This window comes from Actinotalea caeni (assembly GCF_009733795.1).
Taxonomy (GTDB): Bacteria; Actinomycetota; Actinomycetes; order Actinomycetales; family Beutenbergiaceae; genus Pseudactinotalea; species Pseudactinotalea caeni.
Map to the genome: position 1 here is coordinate 199,638 of NZ_WNXX01000001.1, position 14,086 is coordinate 213,723.

14 protein-coding genes are annotated in these 14,086 nt (G+C 74.6%); 9 read left to right on the top strand and 5 right to left on the bottom strand.

Annotation, left to right across the window (positions count from 1 at the left end; translation table 11 throughout):
• Nucleotides 1-40: 40 nt before the first annotated feature.
• From GPA02_RS00900 to GPA02_RS00910, 3 genes are read right to left on the bottom strand one after another with little or no spacing between them, the layout of a single operon-like run.
• A complete protein-coding gene (locus GPA02_RS00900; RefSeq protein ID WP_156197957.1) occupies nucleotides 41-403 on the bottom strand; it encodes a GNAT family N-acetyltransferase in 363 nt (120 codons plus the stop codon).
• Complete coding sequence (locus GPA02_RS00905) at nucleotides 404-580, bottom strand: hypothetical protein (protein WP_156197958.1); 177 nt, start codon at nucleotides 578-580, stop codon at nucleotides 404-406. It lies immediately after the preceding gene.
• Complete coding sequence (locus GPA02_RS00910; RefSeq protein ID WP_156197959.1) at nucleotides 570-1,988, bottom strand: amidohydrolase family protein; 1,419 nt, start codon at nucleotides 1,986-1,988, stop codon at nucleotides 570-572. The genes GPA02_RS00905 and GPA02_RS00910 overlap by 11 nt, the downstream gene beginning before the upstream one ends.
• 121 nt (nucleotides 1,989-2,109) lie before the next feature.
• Here GPA02_RS00910 and GPA02_RS00915 point away from each other — a divergent pair, with 121 nt between their 5' ends.
• Nucleotides 2,110-3,054 carry a GntR family transcriptional regulator gene (locus GPA02_RS00915; RefSeq protein WP_156197960.1) on the top strand — a complete coding sequence of 315 codons (945 nt, stop codon included), beginning with the start codon at nucleotides 2,110-2,112 and terminating at the stop codon, nucleotides 3,052-3,054.
• Nucleotides 3,055-3,063: 9 nt separating this feature from the next.
• Here the strand turns inward: GPA02_RS00915 and GPA02_RS00920 are convergent, their stop codons facing one another.
• Complete coding sequence (locus tag GPA02_RS00920) at nucleotides 3,064-4,140, bottom strand: substrate-binding domain-containing protein (protein ID WP_156197961.1); 1,077 nt, start codon at nucleotides 4,138-4,140, stop codon at nucleotides 3,064-3,066.
• A 213-nt stretch (nucleotides 4,141-4,353) separates the two neighbouring features.
• Between GPA02_RS00920 and GPA02_RS00925 the strand changes: the two genes are divergently transcribed.
• The 5 genes from GPA02_RS00925 to GPA02_RS00945 all read left to right on the top strand — a co-directional run bounded on the left by GPA02_RS00925 (nucleotide 4,354) and on the right by GPA02_RS00945 (nucleotide 9,905).
• Nucleotides 4,354-5,520 carry an extracellular solute-binding protein gene (locus GPA02_RS00925; RefSeq protein ID WP_156197962.1) on the top strand — a complete coding sequence of 389 codons (1,167 nt, stop codon included), beginning with the start codon at nucleotides 4,354-4,356 and terminating at the stop codon, nucleotides 5,518-5,520.
• Entirely contained in the window at nucleotides 5,517-6,494 is a 978-nt protein-coding gene (locus GPA02_RS00930) for an ABC transporter permease (protein WP_240133802.1), read from the top strand. The genes GPA02_RS00925 and GPA02_RS00930 overlap by 4 nt, the downstream gene beginning before the upstream one ends.
• Before the next feature lie 327 nt (nucleotides 6,495-6,821).
• The gene (locus GPA02_RS19180; protein WP_240133820.1) at nucleotides 6,822-7,319 is read left to right on the top strand and encodes an ABC transporter permease; all 498 of its coding nucleotides are present in this window, start codon (nucleotides 6,822-6,824) and stop codon (nucleotides 7,317-7,319) included.
• A 7-nt stretch (nucleotides 7,320-7,326) separates the two neighbouring features.
• Nucleotides 7,327-8,376 carry an ABC transporter ATP-binding protein gene (locus GPA02_RS00940; RefSeq protein ID WP_240133803.1) on the top strand — a complete coding sequence of 350 codons (1,050 nt, stop codon included), beginning with the start codon at nucleotides 7,327-7,329 and terminating at the stop codon, nucleotides 8,374-8,376.
• Nucleotides 8,373-9,905: an inositol monophosphatase family protein gene (locus GPA02_RS00945; RefSeq protein ID WP_156197963.1), complete on the top strand. Its 1,533-nt coding sequence runs from the start codon at nucleotides 8,373-8,375 to the stop codon at nucleotides 9,903-9,905. The genes GPA02_RS00940 and GPA02_RS00945 overlap by 4 nt, the downstream gene beginning before the upstream one ends.
• A 3-nt stretch (nucleotides 9,906-9,908) precedes the next feature.
• Here GPA02_RS00945 and GPA02_RS00950 read toward each other — a convergent pair whose 3' ends face one another.
• Nucleotides 9,909-10,646: an SDR family oxidoreductase gene (locus GPA02_RS00950; protein WP_156197964.1), complete on the bottom strand. Its 738-nt coding sequence runs from the start codon at nucleotides 10,644-10,646 to the stop codon at nucleotides 9,909-9,911.
• Between the two features lie 101 nt (nucleotides 10,647-10,747).
• Between GPA02_RS00950 and GPA02_RS00955 the strand changes: the two genes are divergently transcribed.
• Genes GPA02_RS00955 through GPA02_RS00965 form a run of 3 tightly spaced genes read left to right on the top strand, consistent with a single transcriptional unit; the run spans nucleotide 10,748 to nucleotide 14,069 of the window.
• Nucleotides 10,748-11,599: a helix-turn-helix transcriptional regulator gene (locus tag GPA02_RS00955; RefSeq protein ID WP_156197965.1), complete on the top strand. Its 852-nt coding sequence runs from the start codon at nucleotides 10,748-10,750 to the stop codon at nucleotides 11,597-11,599.
• A 55-nt stretch (nucleotides 11,600-11,654) separates the two neighbouring features.
• On the top strand, nucleotides 11,655-12,902 hold the full coding sequence (locus GPA02_RS00960; protein WP_156197966.1) for a YihY/virulence factor BrkB family protein: 1,248 nt from the start codon (nucleotides 11,655-11,657) through the stop codon (nucleotides 12,900-12,902).
• Between the two features lie 9 nt (nucleotides 12,903-12,911).
• Nucleotides 12,912-14,069 (top strand): AAA family ATPase, encoded by a 1,158-nt coding sequence (locus tag GPA02_RS00965; protein WP_156197967.1) that lies wholly within the window; start codon nucleotides 12,912-12,914, stop codon nucleotides 14,067-14,069.
• Nucleotides 14,070-14,086 lie beyond the last annotated feature (17 nt).

Sequence of the window (14,086 nt, forward strand, 5' to 3'; positions counted from 1 at the left end):
CTCCGTCGCGCGTTCGCCACCTCGCACCGCCTCCGACACCTCAGCCCCGGTCGCGCCCACCCGGCGCCGGCTCTCGCCACATCGGCAGCAGCGTCGGGCCGCCGTCGGGCAGCGTCCACCCGGGCGCGGTCGGTACGAAGCCGTGACGCTCGTACAGGCGGGCGGTGCGCGGCGTGCTCGCCTCGAGGTGCACACCGAGCCCGGCGCGATCGGCGCGGCGCGTGCCGTGGGTGAGCAGCCGGGTGCCGATCCCCCCGCCCCGGGCGGCGGGGTGCACGGCCAGCAGCTCGAGAACCAGGTGGTCGCGGCCCGCAGGGCGCCGGTCCGCCAGCAACGTGGCATACGCCTGGACCCGTGACGGCGCTCCGCGATCGGGCGGCGCAGGCGTGCCGTCGCCCTCCACTCAGGACCAGACGGCGGCCCCGTGAGGCGTCACGTCGAGCAGACCGGCACGAGATGCCTCGAGCACGACCGGCCGGAACAGCTGCGCCGGCGACAGGGCGAGCCATCGGATCAGCGGGTCGTGCGCCATGCCGGCCACCAGCAGCGAGAGGGCATCGACCTGCGCCTCAGCGGGCATCCTCGGCCTCCGCGTACGCGGCGGCGACGCGCTGCGCCTCCGCGAGCATCCGGTCCAGCTCGGCGCGGTCGAGCAGCCGGCCCCGGCCGACGACGGCACGTACCCGTCGGGTGTGGCGGATGTCGAGGGTGGGGTCGGCGTCCAGGACGACGAGGTCGGCGTCGTACCCGGGCAGCACGGCTCCCACCCTGTGGTCGATGCCGAGGAAGCGCGCCGGCTCGCGCGTGGCCGCCAGCAGCGCCTCGGACGGCGTGAGGCCGGCGTCGACGAGGAGCGCCAGCTCCTCGTGGAGGCTGACGCCGGGTACCAGGCCTGGCGCCGGCGCGTCGGTCCCGGCGAGCAGCCGCACACCCGCGTCGTGCAGGGCACCGACGAGAGCGAGCCGCAGCCCGTACAGGTGACGGTGCCGCGCGGCCTGCGCAGCCGTCCTGCCACCACCGGCGAAGACCTCGTCGCGGACGAGCTCCCACACCGCGGGCGTGTCGGGCGTGAGGTAGTGCAGCCCGTCGCCGTCCAGCCTGATCGTTCCCGGCAGGTCCACCACCCGGTGCATCGCCAGCGTCGGCGTGACCGCCACGTCGTGCTCCACCATCGCCGCCACGACCTCGGCCCCGCCGTCGAGGTCGCGGACGGCCTCCCACTCGACGTCGGTCACCTCGCGGAACCACTGCGCGTACCGGAACCCCGCACCGTCCAGGCGCATCGCCGCCGGGGCCCGCTCATGACGGTCGGCCTCGCGCGCCAGCGCCGGCCACAGGCCGTAGAGGTGCTCGAACGACCGCTGCCCGGCACGGATCTGCTCGAGCAGCGGCACCGCGTCGCTGCGGTGCCCGACGACCTCCAGGCCGCGGTGGCCGGCCTCATCCAGCACCGCCAGGTACGGCTCGCGCTGCAGCCGCGAGTAGACCTTGACGAAGTCGGCGTCGGAGTCGGCGATCTCCGCCACGACCCGGCGCGCCTGCGCCGGTGTCGTGGCCGAGAGGATCGGGCCGTCGACCGGCAGGTCCGACCACAGCGCCGGCTCGCCGTCGACAAGTGGGCTGCCGACCGTGGACCGCGGCCCGAGCGCTGACCCCGACGCGACCCGCTCGCGTCGTTCGTACAGGGCCGCGCGGCCCCACATCTCGCGCACCCGCGTGATGCCGGCGGCCAGCAGGACGGCGGGGACGTGCCGCTCGTCCGTCGCGGAGTCGCTGTGCACGTGCATGTCGACGAGCCCGGGGATCACGAATCGTCCCGTGAGGTCGACGACGCGGATGCCGTCCGGCGGCCGCACGAGCGCCGCCGGTCCGACCATCGTGATCACACCGTCGTCGGCGAGGACCGTCTGGTCCGAGGCGGGCGGTGCACCGGTGCCGTCGACGACAGCACATCCGGAGAGAGCGAGCCGATCGTGGGAGAGAGACATGCGTACAACGTACGAACGGCGGCCATCACCACCAGGCTCGGGTCGTACAGCCGTGAACGTCGGAGCTAAAACCGTCTCACTGACGGGCGTCACGTCGTGGCCGTTCTAGTACGGCGCTCGCGTGGAGCAGCACGGGCAGGACGGGCGGCGTGGCGGGGCAGCACGCGTCGCAGCGATCCTGCGCGACGACATCGCCTACCGGCGGCTGCGCCCGGGCGACAGGCTGCCGTCGACGCGCCAGCTGGTCCACGCGCACGGTGTCGCGATGGCGACGGCGAGCCGGGCGGTCGCGATGCTGCGCGACGAGGGGCTGGTCGTCACGCGTCCCGGTTCGGGCACGACCGTGCGTCCGCTCCCGACCCGGCCCGCGACCGCGCGGCCCTCGCGCGGCAACGCTCGCGCGGAGGTCGTCGAGCGGGCGGTCGCGATCGCCGATCGCGAGGGCCTGCACGCGGTGACGATGCGCCGGCTCGCGGGCGAGCTCGGCATGGCCCCGATGTCGCTGTACCGCCACGTGGCCGGCCGCGAGGACCTCGAGCGGCTCATGCTGCGGGCGGTCTTCGTCGCCTCGCCGCTGCCCTCTCCCCCGCCGGAGTCGCCCCGCGAACGGCTGCTCGGCGTCTACCGCCTGCAGTGGCGGCTCTACCGTCGGCACCGCTGGCTCGCCACGCTCACGGGTGTCACGCGGCCGCCGCTGGTGCCCGAGGCGATGAGCCACACCGAGCGTGCGCTCGGTGCCCTCGCCGACCTCGGCCTGCCCCTCGCCGAGCGAGGCGGGGTCGCGATCGCGCTGACCGCGCTCGTCCGCGGGCTCGCGCTGAGCGTCGCCGAGGAGGTCGAGGCCGAGCACGAGTCGCGCCAGCGGAACGGGCAGTGGTGGAGCCTCGTCGACCCCGAGATCACCGCACTCCTGGCCACGGGCCGGTTCCCACAGCTCGCCGCCCTGGCCGGTGCGGTTCCCACGACCGACGCCGACTACCTCGACGACGTCGTCGAGTCCGCGCTCACGACGCTGGTCGACGGCCTGGCGGGTACGTACCCGCACCCCGAGCCGTCCGCCCCCTGAGGTCGGCGCTCAGGCGGGCGGCCCCGCCGTCTCCCCCGGCTCGAGCTCGACCGGCAGCACCGTCCGCGGCGGCACGTCCTCGCCCCGCAGCAGCGCGGTGACCAGCTCGCCCGCACGTCGGCCGCGCTCCTGCAGCGGCTGCCGGACCGTCGTGAGCCGGCGCCCGAGCCACGGGGCGTCGACGCCGTCGAACCCGGTCACGGTGAGGTCGCCCGGGACCCGCAGGCCAGTCTCGGCCGCCGCGGCCAGCGCGCCGGCGGCGAGCTGGTCGTTCTGCGCGAGCAGCGCCGTCGGTCGGTCCGGCAGCGCCAGCAGCACCCGGGCGGCGGCCGCGCCCGCCTCGGCGTCCCGGCCGCCGGCCTCGACGCGCACCGCGTCGGGGAACACGCCGCGCACGGCCTCGAGGCGGCCGCGGATCGTGCGGTTGGCGATCGTCTCGAGCCCTTCCCCGATCGGCTGGACCGGGCCAGGGGCGCGGGTCCGCCCCGGCCGCGTGGTGCGCATGAGCACACCGACGCGACGGTGCCCGAGCGCCGCGACGTGGCGCGCCATCGCCGCCATGCCGCCGACGTCGTCGACCTCGACCAGCGTCACGCCCTCGGCGTGCGGACCCTCGATCCCGACGACCGGCACCCCGCGGGTGCGCACCAGCGGCAGCAGCTCGTCGAACTCCTCGCCCCGGGTCGCGAACACGACGGCGTCGACCGGCAGCATCCGCAGCGCCTCGGGGCGCTCGTCGCGCGGCTCCGCCCGGCCGGGCAGCAGCAGCTGGCCGAAGCCCTCGCGGTCGAGCACGTCCGACAGGCCGTCCATCGTCGCGACCGCCACCGGGTTCTGGAACGCCTGCCGCACGCGCTCCGCGATCACGATGCCGACGATGCCGCTGCGGCCGCTGCGCAGCGAGCTGGCCACCGGGTGCGGGCCCTCGTAGCCCAGCTCGGCCGCCGCGGCGAGGATCCGGTCGCGGGTGCCGGGCGAGACCCGCTCGCGGCGACGGAACACCAGCGACGCCGTCGACGTGGAGACCCCGGCCGCCGCGGCCACGTCGGCGATCGTGGCGCGACCGTGCCGACCGCGACCCGTCATGGAGCCAGTCCCCTCTCGTCGCGCTCACCGTAGCGTCGATCGCAACGATGCGATACGGTCGACGCCGTCTTCGATCGCAACGTTGCGATGTTTCCTCGCGGCTCGAGGTCCCGTCGTCCGACGTTCACGCGATCGACACCCCGGCAGCCTTCCATGACGTCGGTGCGGCACGCCGTGCCGGACCCCGCGGATCGATCGAAGGGAACCCCCACCGTGGCCACGAAGCGACTCTCAGCGGGACTGGTCGGCGTCGCCGCCCTCGCGCTCGCGACGGCGTGCGGCCCCGTCGCCTCCGGCGGCTCCTCCGCCGACACCGGCGGCTCGGACGACGGCGCCGGCGGCTCCCGTCTCACCGTCTTCATCTCGGGCGACACGAACCTGCAGGACCTGTGGGAGCAAGGCCTCATCCCCGCCTACGAGGAGGCCAACCCCGGCGTGCAGGTCGACGTCGTGCTCGACCTGCACGGCGAGCACGACCAGCAGACCGTCGCCAAGCTCGTCACCTCCACCGAGGCGGGTGACGACCCGGGCTTCGACCTCGTCGACGCCGGCTTCGTCGTCGCCAGCGCGGCCGAGGCGGGTGTGCTGCACGAGGTCGGCCCGGACGTCGTCTCCGGGCTGGCGGACGTGCACGACACGATCCTCACCGCGGGCAAGGGCGTCGGCATCCCCTACCGCGCCTCCTCGGTGCTGCTCGCCTACGACAGCACCGTGGTGGCGGAACCGCCGCAGACGCTCGACGACCTGCTCACCTGGATCGAGGAGAACCCGGGCCAGTTCGCCTACAACTCCCCCGCCACCGGCGGCTCCGGCGGCGCGTTCGTCACGACGGTCCTCGACAGCTACCTCTCGCCCGAGGACCAGGAGGCGCTGCGCACGCGCTACGCCGAGGACGTGCAGGAGGGCTGGCAGCCAGGCTTCGAGCGGCTCGCCGAGCTCGGCCCGTCGATGTACCAGGGCGGCGTCTACCCGAACGGCAACTCGCAGGTCCTCGAGCTGCTGGGGTCGGGCTCGATCGCGATGGCGCCGGTGTGGAGCGACCAGTTCATCACCGCCGTCGAGAACGGGCTGATCTCCGAGGACGTGCACTACACGCAGATCACCGACCCGAGCTTCACCGGCAACGCCTCCTACCTGGGCATCCCGCGCACGAGCGACAACACCGAGGGCGCGATCGACCTCGCGAACTTCGTGCTCAGCCCCGAGGGGCAGACGATCATCGCCGAGCAGATCGCCGGCTACCCGGTGATCCCGCTGGAGATGCTGCCCGAGGGGATCGCGGAGACCTTCGCCGACGCCGACCCCACCGCGCTGCGGCCGTCGTACTTCAGCGAGAACACCGACGACATGAACAACATGTGGGACCAGCTCGTCCCGTGACCGCGCTCGACCACTCCGCCGAGACGGCCCGGCGCCCGCGTGAGGCCCGTCGTCCCGCCCGCCCCGGCGGCGCGGGTCGCCGGGCCGAGCGGCGCCGGGCGGCCGTCGGGTTCTCGATGGCGCTGCCGCCGGTGCTCGTGATCTCGCTGTTCGTGGGGCTGCCGGTGGTGCTGGCGGTCGCGTTCAGCCTCGGCGTGACCGGTGGCCTCAACCGCACCGCCGCCGTCATCGGGCAGGACGTGCACTCCACCGACGGCCTGCTCACCACGGCCGCCTACGAGCAGCTGTTCGCCGACCCCCGGTTCCCTCGCGACCTGGCCGCCACCGTGCTCGTCACGGTCGTCACCACGCTCGTCGTGCTCGGGCTCGCGATCGGCATCGCGGTGCTGCTGCGGCTGCGCGGCGGCTGGGCGGCCACGCTGCTGTCCGGGCTGGCGGTCGTGCCGCTGTTCATCCCGGTCGTCATCGCCTCCTGGGCGATCCTCACCTTCTACTCGGCCGACGGCTTCCTGCGCAGCCTGTTCGCGCAGGTCGGCCTGCAGGCCCCGGTGCTGGGGTTCACGGTGACCGGCGTCATCATCGCCTCGGTCTGGGTCAACCTGCCGTTCGCGCTGCTGATGGCGGCGTCGGGCATGCAGGCGATCCCCGACGCGCTCATCGACGCCGCCCGCGACGCCGGCGCCGGCACGCTGCGGATCGTCACCCGCGTCCTGGTGCCCCTCGCGGGGATCCCGCTGGTCATCGCCGGCACGTTCACCGCAATCGGCGTCCTCGGGCAGTTCACCGTGCCGTACTTCACCGGCCCGAACGCGCCGCAGCAGCTCGGCGTCGACATCAGCAAGTACTTCCAGTCGTTCAACCAGCCGCAGCAGGCGGCCGCGATCGCCGTCGTCGTGTTCGTCATCGCGTCGGGGGTCGCCGCCACCTACGTGTGGGCGAACTTCCGTTCCGCCAAGCAGGAGGGACGCGTCTGATGGCCGCCGGGACCACCCGCCGCAGCACGGGCGGCACGATCCTGCTCACGGTGCTCGTGCTGCTCGTCGCGGTCTTCATCCTGGGACCGCTGCTGTGGCTCGCCGTGCACGCCTTCGCGACCCGCTGGCGCTACCCCAACCTGCTGCCGGACGGCCTCACGCTCGACTGGTGGCGCGTGGTCTTCGCCGAGCCCGAGCTGTTCGGCGCGATGCAGAACACGCTGTTCTTCGCACCGGTGACCGTGCTGCTCTCGGCCGTCATCTGCCTGCCCGCGGCGTACGTTCTCCCGGTTCTCCTTCCCGGGACGGCGGCTCTTCCTCATCGGGCTGTTCGCCACCAACGCGTTCCCCAAGATGGGGCTGTTCGTCGCGATGGCGACCGTGTTCTACGGGCTGCGGCTCATGGAGACCGCGCTGGGCATCGTCATCGTGCACGTCATCGGCACCGTCGTGTTCATGACGTGGATCCCCGCCGCGGCGTTCTCCTCGGTGCCCCGCTCGCTGGAGGAGGCGGCGCGCGACGCCGGTGCCGGACGGCTGCGCGTGTTCCTCACCGTGACGCTGCCGCTCGCGCTCCCCGGCATCCTCGTCGCCGCGGTGATGTCGTTCCTCGCGTCGTTCGACGAGGCCCAGGGCACCTACCTGGTGGGGGCGCCGTCGTACATGACGATGCCGACCGAGATGTACTCGCTCGTCCTCAACTACCCCAAGCAGGTCGCGGCCGTGTTCGCGATCCTGCTGTCCATCCCGTCCGTCGTCCTCCTGCTGCTGACCCGCCGCTACATCATGGGCGGGCACCTGGCGGAGGGCTTCCAGATCCGTTAGGACAGACGTGGCACGCACCTCCACCACCCCGCCCGCGACGGCGGCGGAGCCGGGCACGACGCCCGGGCTGCGGCTCGCCGGGCTCACCAAGGTGCTCGGTGGCCGCACGATCGTCGACGACCTCACGCTCGACATCGCGCCCGGCGAGATGGTCTCCCTGCTCGGGCCCTCCGGCTGCGGCAAGACGACGACGCTGCGCCTCATCGCCGGCTTCCTGCACCCGGACGCCGGGCGGGTCGAGGTCGACGGCGCGGACATCACCGACCTCGGTCCCGAGCGGCGCCCCAGCGCGATGGTGTTCCAGAACTACGCGCTGTGGCCGCACATGACGATCTCCAAGAACGTCGCGTTCCCGCTCAAGGTGGCGAAGGTGCCGCGCGCCGAGATCGCCCGGCGGGTCGCCGAGGTGCTCGAGCTCGTGGGGCTCTCGCACCACGCCGGCTCCCGGCCCGCCCACATCTCCGGCGGCGAGCAGCAGCGCGCCGCGCTCGCACGGGCACTGGTGCAGCGGCCGAAGCTCCTGCTGCTCGACGAGCCGCTCTCCAACCTCGACGCGAAGCTGCGGGTGCGGGTGCGCGAGGAGATCCGCGACATCCAGCAGCGGCTCGGCATCACCACCGTGCTGGTGACGCACGACCAGGAGGAGGCGCTGTCGGTGTCGGACCGGGTCGCCGTCATGAACGAGGGCCGCATCGAGCAGGTCTCGACGCCGGCCGAGCTGTACCGGGCGCCCGCGACCTCGTTCGTGGCGGGCTTCATCGGCTCCAGCAACACCCTCGCCGCCCTCGACCTCGGCGAGGGCGAGCCGGGCGTCACCTGGGTGGTGCGGCCCGAGGACGTCCGGATCGACCCGAGCGGCATGCCCGGCGTGGTGCGCCGTGTGCTGCCGCACGGCCACTACGCCGAGGTGTCGATCACCGTCCGCGACACCGACCTGCGCGCGTTCGTCACCGGCGCCGCGCCCGAGCCCGGCGAGGAGGTGGGCGTGCGGATCGTCAGGGCGCTGCGCTACCGCGACGGCCGCCTCGAGGACGCCCACGTCGAGGTGCCGGCATGAGCGACGGGCTTCCCCGCGTCGTCGCCCACCGCGGTGTGCACGGCGAGCCGGACGGGCCGCGCGAGAACACGCTCGCCGCGGTCCGTGCCGCGCTGGACGCCGGGATCGAGTGGATCGAGATCGACGTCCGCGTGTGCCGCGACGGCGCCGTGGTGCTGCTGCACGACCCGACGCTGGCACGGCTGTGGGGCGACCCGCGAGCCGTCGTGGACGTCCCGTGGGAGGAGGTGCGCACGCTGGGCGGCGGCGACCGGCGCGTGCCGCTGCTGAGGGAGGCGCTCGACCTGGTCGCGGGCACCGGCGCGACGCTCCTCGTCGACGTCGACGACCCCGAGGTGGCGCTTCCTGCCGCCCACGTCGTCGCGCAGGGCCCGGCGGACGCGCGCACGGCCTGGTGCGGTCACCCGGAGTCGATGCGACGCGTCCGGGAGGTCGTCCCGGACGCCGCGATCTGGACGCCCTGGTACGCCGTCGAGCCGCCGACCCCCGAGGAGCTCGACGGCGTCGCGCTCGTCAACGCCCAGCACCTGCTGGTCGGTGAGGCGTTCGTGGCCGCCGTGCACGCGGCGGGCGCGGAGGTCGCGGTGTGGACTGTCGACGACGCCGCGCAGGCGGCACACCTGGCGCGGATCGGCGTCGACTCGATCACGACCAACGACGTGGTGACCGTGCGCCGGGCGCTGCAGGAGGGCACGGTCGACGAGCGCGCTCGGCAGGCGGCCGTCGCGTTCGAGCTCGCCCAGCACGCCGCGGAGGCCACCGCCGCGGCCCGCCGCGACGGCGTGCGCACGGTGGAGACGAAGAGCGGACCGGCCGACCACGTCACCGAGGTCGACCGCGACATCGAGCACTGGGTGCGCGCCGTGCTGACGGCGCAGTTCCCCGACCACGACGTCGTCGGCGAGGAGTTCGGCGGGACCGGCAGCGGCGAGCGGCCGTGCTGGTACCTCGACCCGATCGACGGCACCGCGAACCTGGCGAACGGGTTCCCGTGGACGAGCTTCTCGCTCGCGCTGGTCGAGGGCGGGCGCCCCGTCGTCGGTGTCGTGCTCGACCCGGTCGCCGACGGCGACGCCGGCCCGGTCCCGGTGCTCGCTGTGGCGGGGCGGGGCGTCACACGTGCCGGCCAACCGGTCAGCGCGCCGCCGTCCACCGGCCCGGACCCGCTCGCGGGTGCGATGGCCGTGACCGAGCTGGACGGTGCACGAGCGTGGCAGGGCCTGCACGAGCTGCTCGACGCGCTCGGCCGTCGGCACTGCACGCTGCGCATCCCGGGCTCGGGCACGGCGTCGCTGGCCGGTGTGGCGCTGGGCCGCGGGGTGGCGGCGATCGTGCACCGGTACAGCCCGCTCGACCACGGCGCGGCGGCGCTGGTCGTGGCGGAGGCCGGTGGCACCGTGCTCGACGGCACCGGCCGGCCGAGCCTGCACCCGGTCGGCGGCCCGATCGTCGTCGGTGCGGACGAGCGTGCGGCGCGCGCGCTCTGGCGGGAGTGGTACGAGGCCCGCGCCCTCACGCTCGGCCTGTGAGCCTCAGCGCTGCCCGGCAGGACGCACGACGACCTCGTTGACGTCGACGTCGGCCGGCTGGTCGATCGCGAAGGCGACCGCTCGCGCGACCGCGTCGGCCGGGATCGCGCGACGGCGGTACTCGACCATGAACGCGGCGGCGTCGGGGTCGGTGATGTGGTCGGCCAGCTCCGACTCGGTGACGCCCGGCGAGACGGTCGTGACCCGGATCGAGGGGTCGGACTCCTGTCGCAGCCCCTCCGCGACCGCCCAGGCGGCGAACTTGGTCGCGGAGTAGATCGCCGAGGTGGGCACGACCTCGTGCGCACCGACCGACGCGACGCTCACGAGGTGCCCGCCGCCCTGCGCGCGGAAGTGCGGCAGCGCGGCGGCGACCGCGTGGTAGAGCCCGCGCACGTTGACGTCGAGCATCCGGTCCCACTCCTCCAGCAGCAGCGCGTCCAGCCGGGACAGCAGCATCACGCCCGCGTTGGCGACGACGACGTCGAGCCGGCCGTGCTCGGCGACGACCGCGTCGACCACAGCACCCACGTCCTCCCGACGCGTCACGTCGAGCGTGCGTGCCTCCGCGCCGTGGCCCGCGGCCCGCAGCTCGGCGACGACGGCGTCGAGCCGGTCGGTGCGCCGGGCCGCGAGCACGACGTGGTGGCCCTGCGCGGCGAGCCGGCGCGCGGTGGCCTCGCCGATCCCGCTCGAGGCGCCGGTGACGAGAACGATCTTCCGGGTGGTGTCGGTGTCCATGCCTCGACGCTCCCCCGCACGACCGGCGCCAGGAAGGCCGCGCCGAGCCTGGGTGCGACACACCCTCCCTCGCCGAGGACGCCGTCGTTATCGTCGGTGCGATGACCGAGAACCTGCTCGGGGACTACCTGCGGGCCCGCCGTGCGCGGGTCTCCCCGCAGCAGGCCGGGCTGACGACGCTCGGTCACCGGCGGGTGCCCGGGCTCCGTCGCGAGGAGGTGGCCACGGTCGCCGGCGTCAGCGTCGACTACTACGTCCGCCTCGAGCAGGGCCGCGAGCGCCACCCGTCTCCGCAGGTGCTGGAGGCGCTCGCCCGCGCGCTGCGGCTCGACGCCGACGCCCGCGCGCACCTGTTCCGCCTCGCCGGGATCGGCCCCGCGCCCGCGACCGCCGGCGAGCACGCCGACCCCGAGCTGCTGCGGCTGCTCGAGCAGTGGCCCGAAACCCCGGCGCTCGTGCTGGGCCGTGCGTACGACGTGCTCGCGGCCAACCGCCTCGCCGACGCGCTGTTCGACGGTCTGGCACCGGGGAGCAACCTCATGCACCGGGTCTTCCTCGACCCGCGGGCCCGCTCCTTCTACCTCGACTGGGAGGCCGCCGCCGAGAACGCCGTCGCGGGGTTCCGGGTGCTCCACGGCTCGGCGCCGCGGGACCCGCGCGTGCTCGCCGTGCTGGAGGAGCTGCTCACGGGCAGCCCAGCGTTCGCCCGGCTGTGGGAGCGGCACGACGCGTGGGGCAAGCGCGCCGAGACCAAAGGCTTCCGGCACCCGCAGGTCGGCGAGATCGTGCTGCGCATGACCTCCTTCGACGTGCGGTCCGCGCCCGGTCAGGAGCTCGTCGTCTACCACGCGGAGCCGGGCTCGGAGAGCGCGGACGCGCTGCGTCTGCTCGGCTCCCTCGCGGCGACCCGCCGGGCGGAGCGCGCCGACGACGCGACCAGCGCGGGGAGCTGACCGCACCGGCCCGGCGCCGGCCGCACGGGGCGCGGGCCCCGGTACGGTGGCGCGCGTGCTCGTCACGGTCGTCCTCGTCGCGCTCGCGGCGGCCGTGCTCGCCCGCCGACCCGCGTGGGTGCGGGACCGGATGCCACCACCGGCGTCGACCTCGCTGCTGGCGTGCGGCGGCGTCGTCGCCCTGCTCGTGCTGGCCGACCAGCCGGAGGGGTGGCGACGCAACGTCCTCGCCGCGCTGCTGACCCTGGTGCTGGGCGCGGTCCTCGTGCTGCTGGCGGGGCTGGTCGTGACCCGTGTGCTGCGGCCGCTGCACGCGCGTGCGGTCGAGCGCTACGACCCGTCGCTGCGCGATCGCGTGGTGGCGCGCGCCGACGCGGCGACGCTGCGGGTGCGCGGGTGGAACCTCGCCGCGGTCGGTGTGCGGTCGGTGCTGCGCGCCTCCGACGTCCGCGTCACCGGCCTGGCGGCCGAGATGAGCTACTACGCGCTGATCTCGATCGTGCCGATCGCGACCGCGCTCGGGTCGAGCCTGGGGTTCCTGCGCCGGCTCCTGGGCGACGAGCAGGTCGAGCAGGTGCGGACCTCGATCGTCGAGGCGCTGACGACGATCTTCGCCCAGCAGGTCGCCAGCGACATCCTCGCGCCCCTGGTCGACGGCCTGCTCGACGAGGGGCGCGCCTCGGTCGCGATCGGTGCCGTGCTGGTCACCCTCTACCTCGCGAGCCGGCTGTTCCGCGCCGCGGTGCGCGCGCTCGACGACGCCTACCGCGTGACGGCGCGCCGGCACGTCGTCGCGCAGTACCTGCTCGGGCTGGCGTTCACGGTGGCCGCGCTCGTCACGGTCGTCACGGTCGCGATGCTGGTCGTCGTCGGCCCGCTGCTGGGCGGTGGCGAGGCGCTCGTGGAGTCGCTGGGCGTGAGCGAGGCGGTGCGGGTCGCGTGGGAGGTGCTGCGCTGGCCGGTGGCGTTCGGTCTGGGGCTGACCTTCCTCGTGCTGCTGTACCGCTACGCACCGAACGTGCGCACGCACTGGCGCCGCTGCGTGCCGGGCGCCGTCGTGGGGTCGCTCGGGGTGCTGCTCGTCTCGGGCGGCTTCGCGCTGTACGTGCGGGTGTTCGCGCCGCGCGCCCTCGAGGCCGATGCGAGCAACGCCGCGGTGGTGCAGGCGGCGGCGCAGATGCTGAGCCTGGTGCTCGCCGGGGTGCTGTGGCTGTGGCTCGCCAGCATCGCGGTGCTGCTGGGCGGGATCGTCAACGCCGAGCTGCACGACGAGCGCAGCCAGGGCGTCGGCGGCACCCCCTAGGTTGGCTCCGTGCTCACCACCCTGGCCGTCGCCGGCTACCGGTCGCTGCGCGACGTCGTCGTCGGGCTCGATCGCGTCACGGTCGTGACGGGCGCCAACGGCACCGGCAAGTCGAGCCTGTACCGGGCGCTGCGGCTGCTGGCGGAGTCCGCGCGCGGCGGCGTCGTCGCGGCGCTCGCACGCGAGGGCGGGCTGCCCTCGGCGACGTGGGCAGGGCCCGAGACGATCTCGGGGTCGATGCGCCGCGGCGAGCAGCCCGTGCAGGGCACGCGGCGCACCGGCCCGGTCCGGCTGCAGGTGGGGTTCGCCTCCGACGACCTCGGGTACGCGATGGACCTCGGGCTGCCCAAGCCCGACATGCCCACGGTGTTCGACCTCGACCCGGAGATCAAGGCCGAGCACGTCTGGTCCGGTCCGGCGCCCCGGCCGGCGGCGATGCTGACCCAGCGGCACGGCGCAGTCGCGACCTCGCGGGGCGACGCCGGGTGGCAGGAGCTCAGCCGCACGCTGCGGCCGTACGAGTCGATGCTCGCCGAGACCGGCGACGCCGTCCTCTCCCCCGAGCTCCTCGACCTGCGCGAGCGGATGCGGGGCTGGCGCTTCTACGACCACCTGCGCACCGACGCGCACGCACCCGCGCGCGCCGCCGCCGTCGGGACCCGGACCCCCGTGCTCGCGGGCGACGGCGCCGACCTGGCGGCCGCGATCGCCACCATCCAGGAGATCGGGCGCGCCGACGCGCTGGCCGCCGCGGTCGACGGCGCCTTCGAGGGCTCCACCGTCGGGGTCGACGTCGCCGCGGGCCGCTTCACCCTGTGGTTGCGGCAGCCGGGCATGCTGCGACCGCTGCGCGCCGAGGAGCTCTCCGACGGCACGCTGCGGTTCCTGCTGCTCGCCGCCGCGCTGCTGAGCCCACGACCGCCCGAGCTGTTCGTCCTCAACGAGCCCGAGACCTCGCTGCACCCCGACATGCTCGCGCCGCTGGCGGGCATGATCGCCGCCGCGGCCGAGCACACCCAGATCATCCTCGTCACGCACTCGGCGACCCTGGCCGGTGCCCTGGGCGACGACGTCGCTCGCGTCGAGCTCGTCAAGGAGCTCGGCGAGACCCGTGTCGCCGACCAGGGCGTGCTCGACCGTCCGTCGTGGTCGTGGCCGAAGCGCTGAGGAGCTGAGGAGCCCGC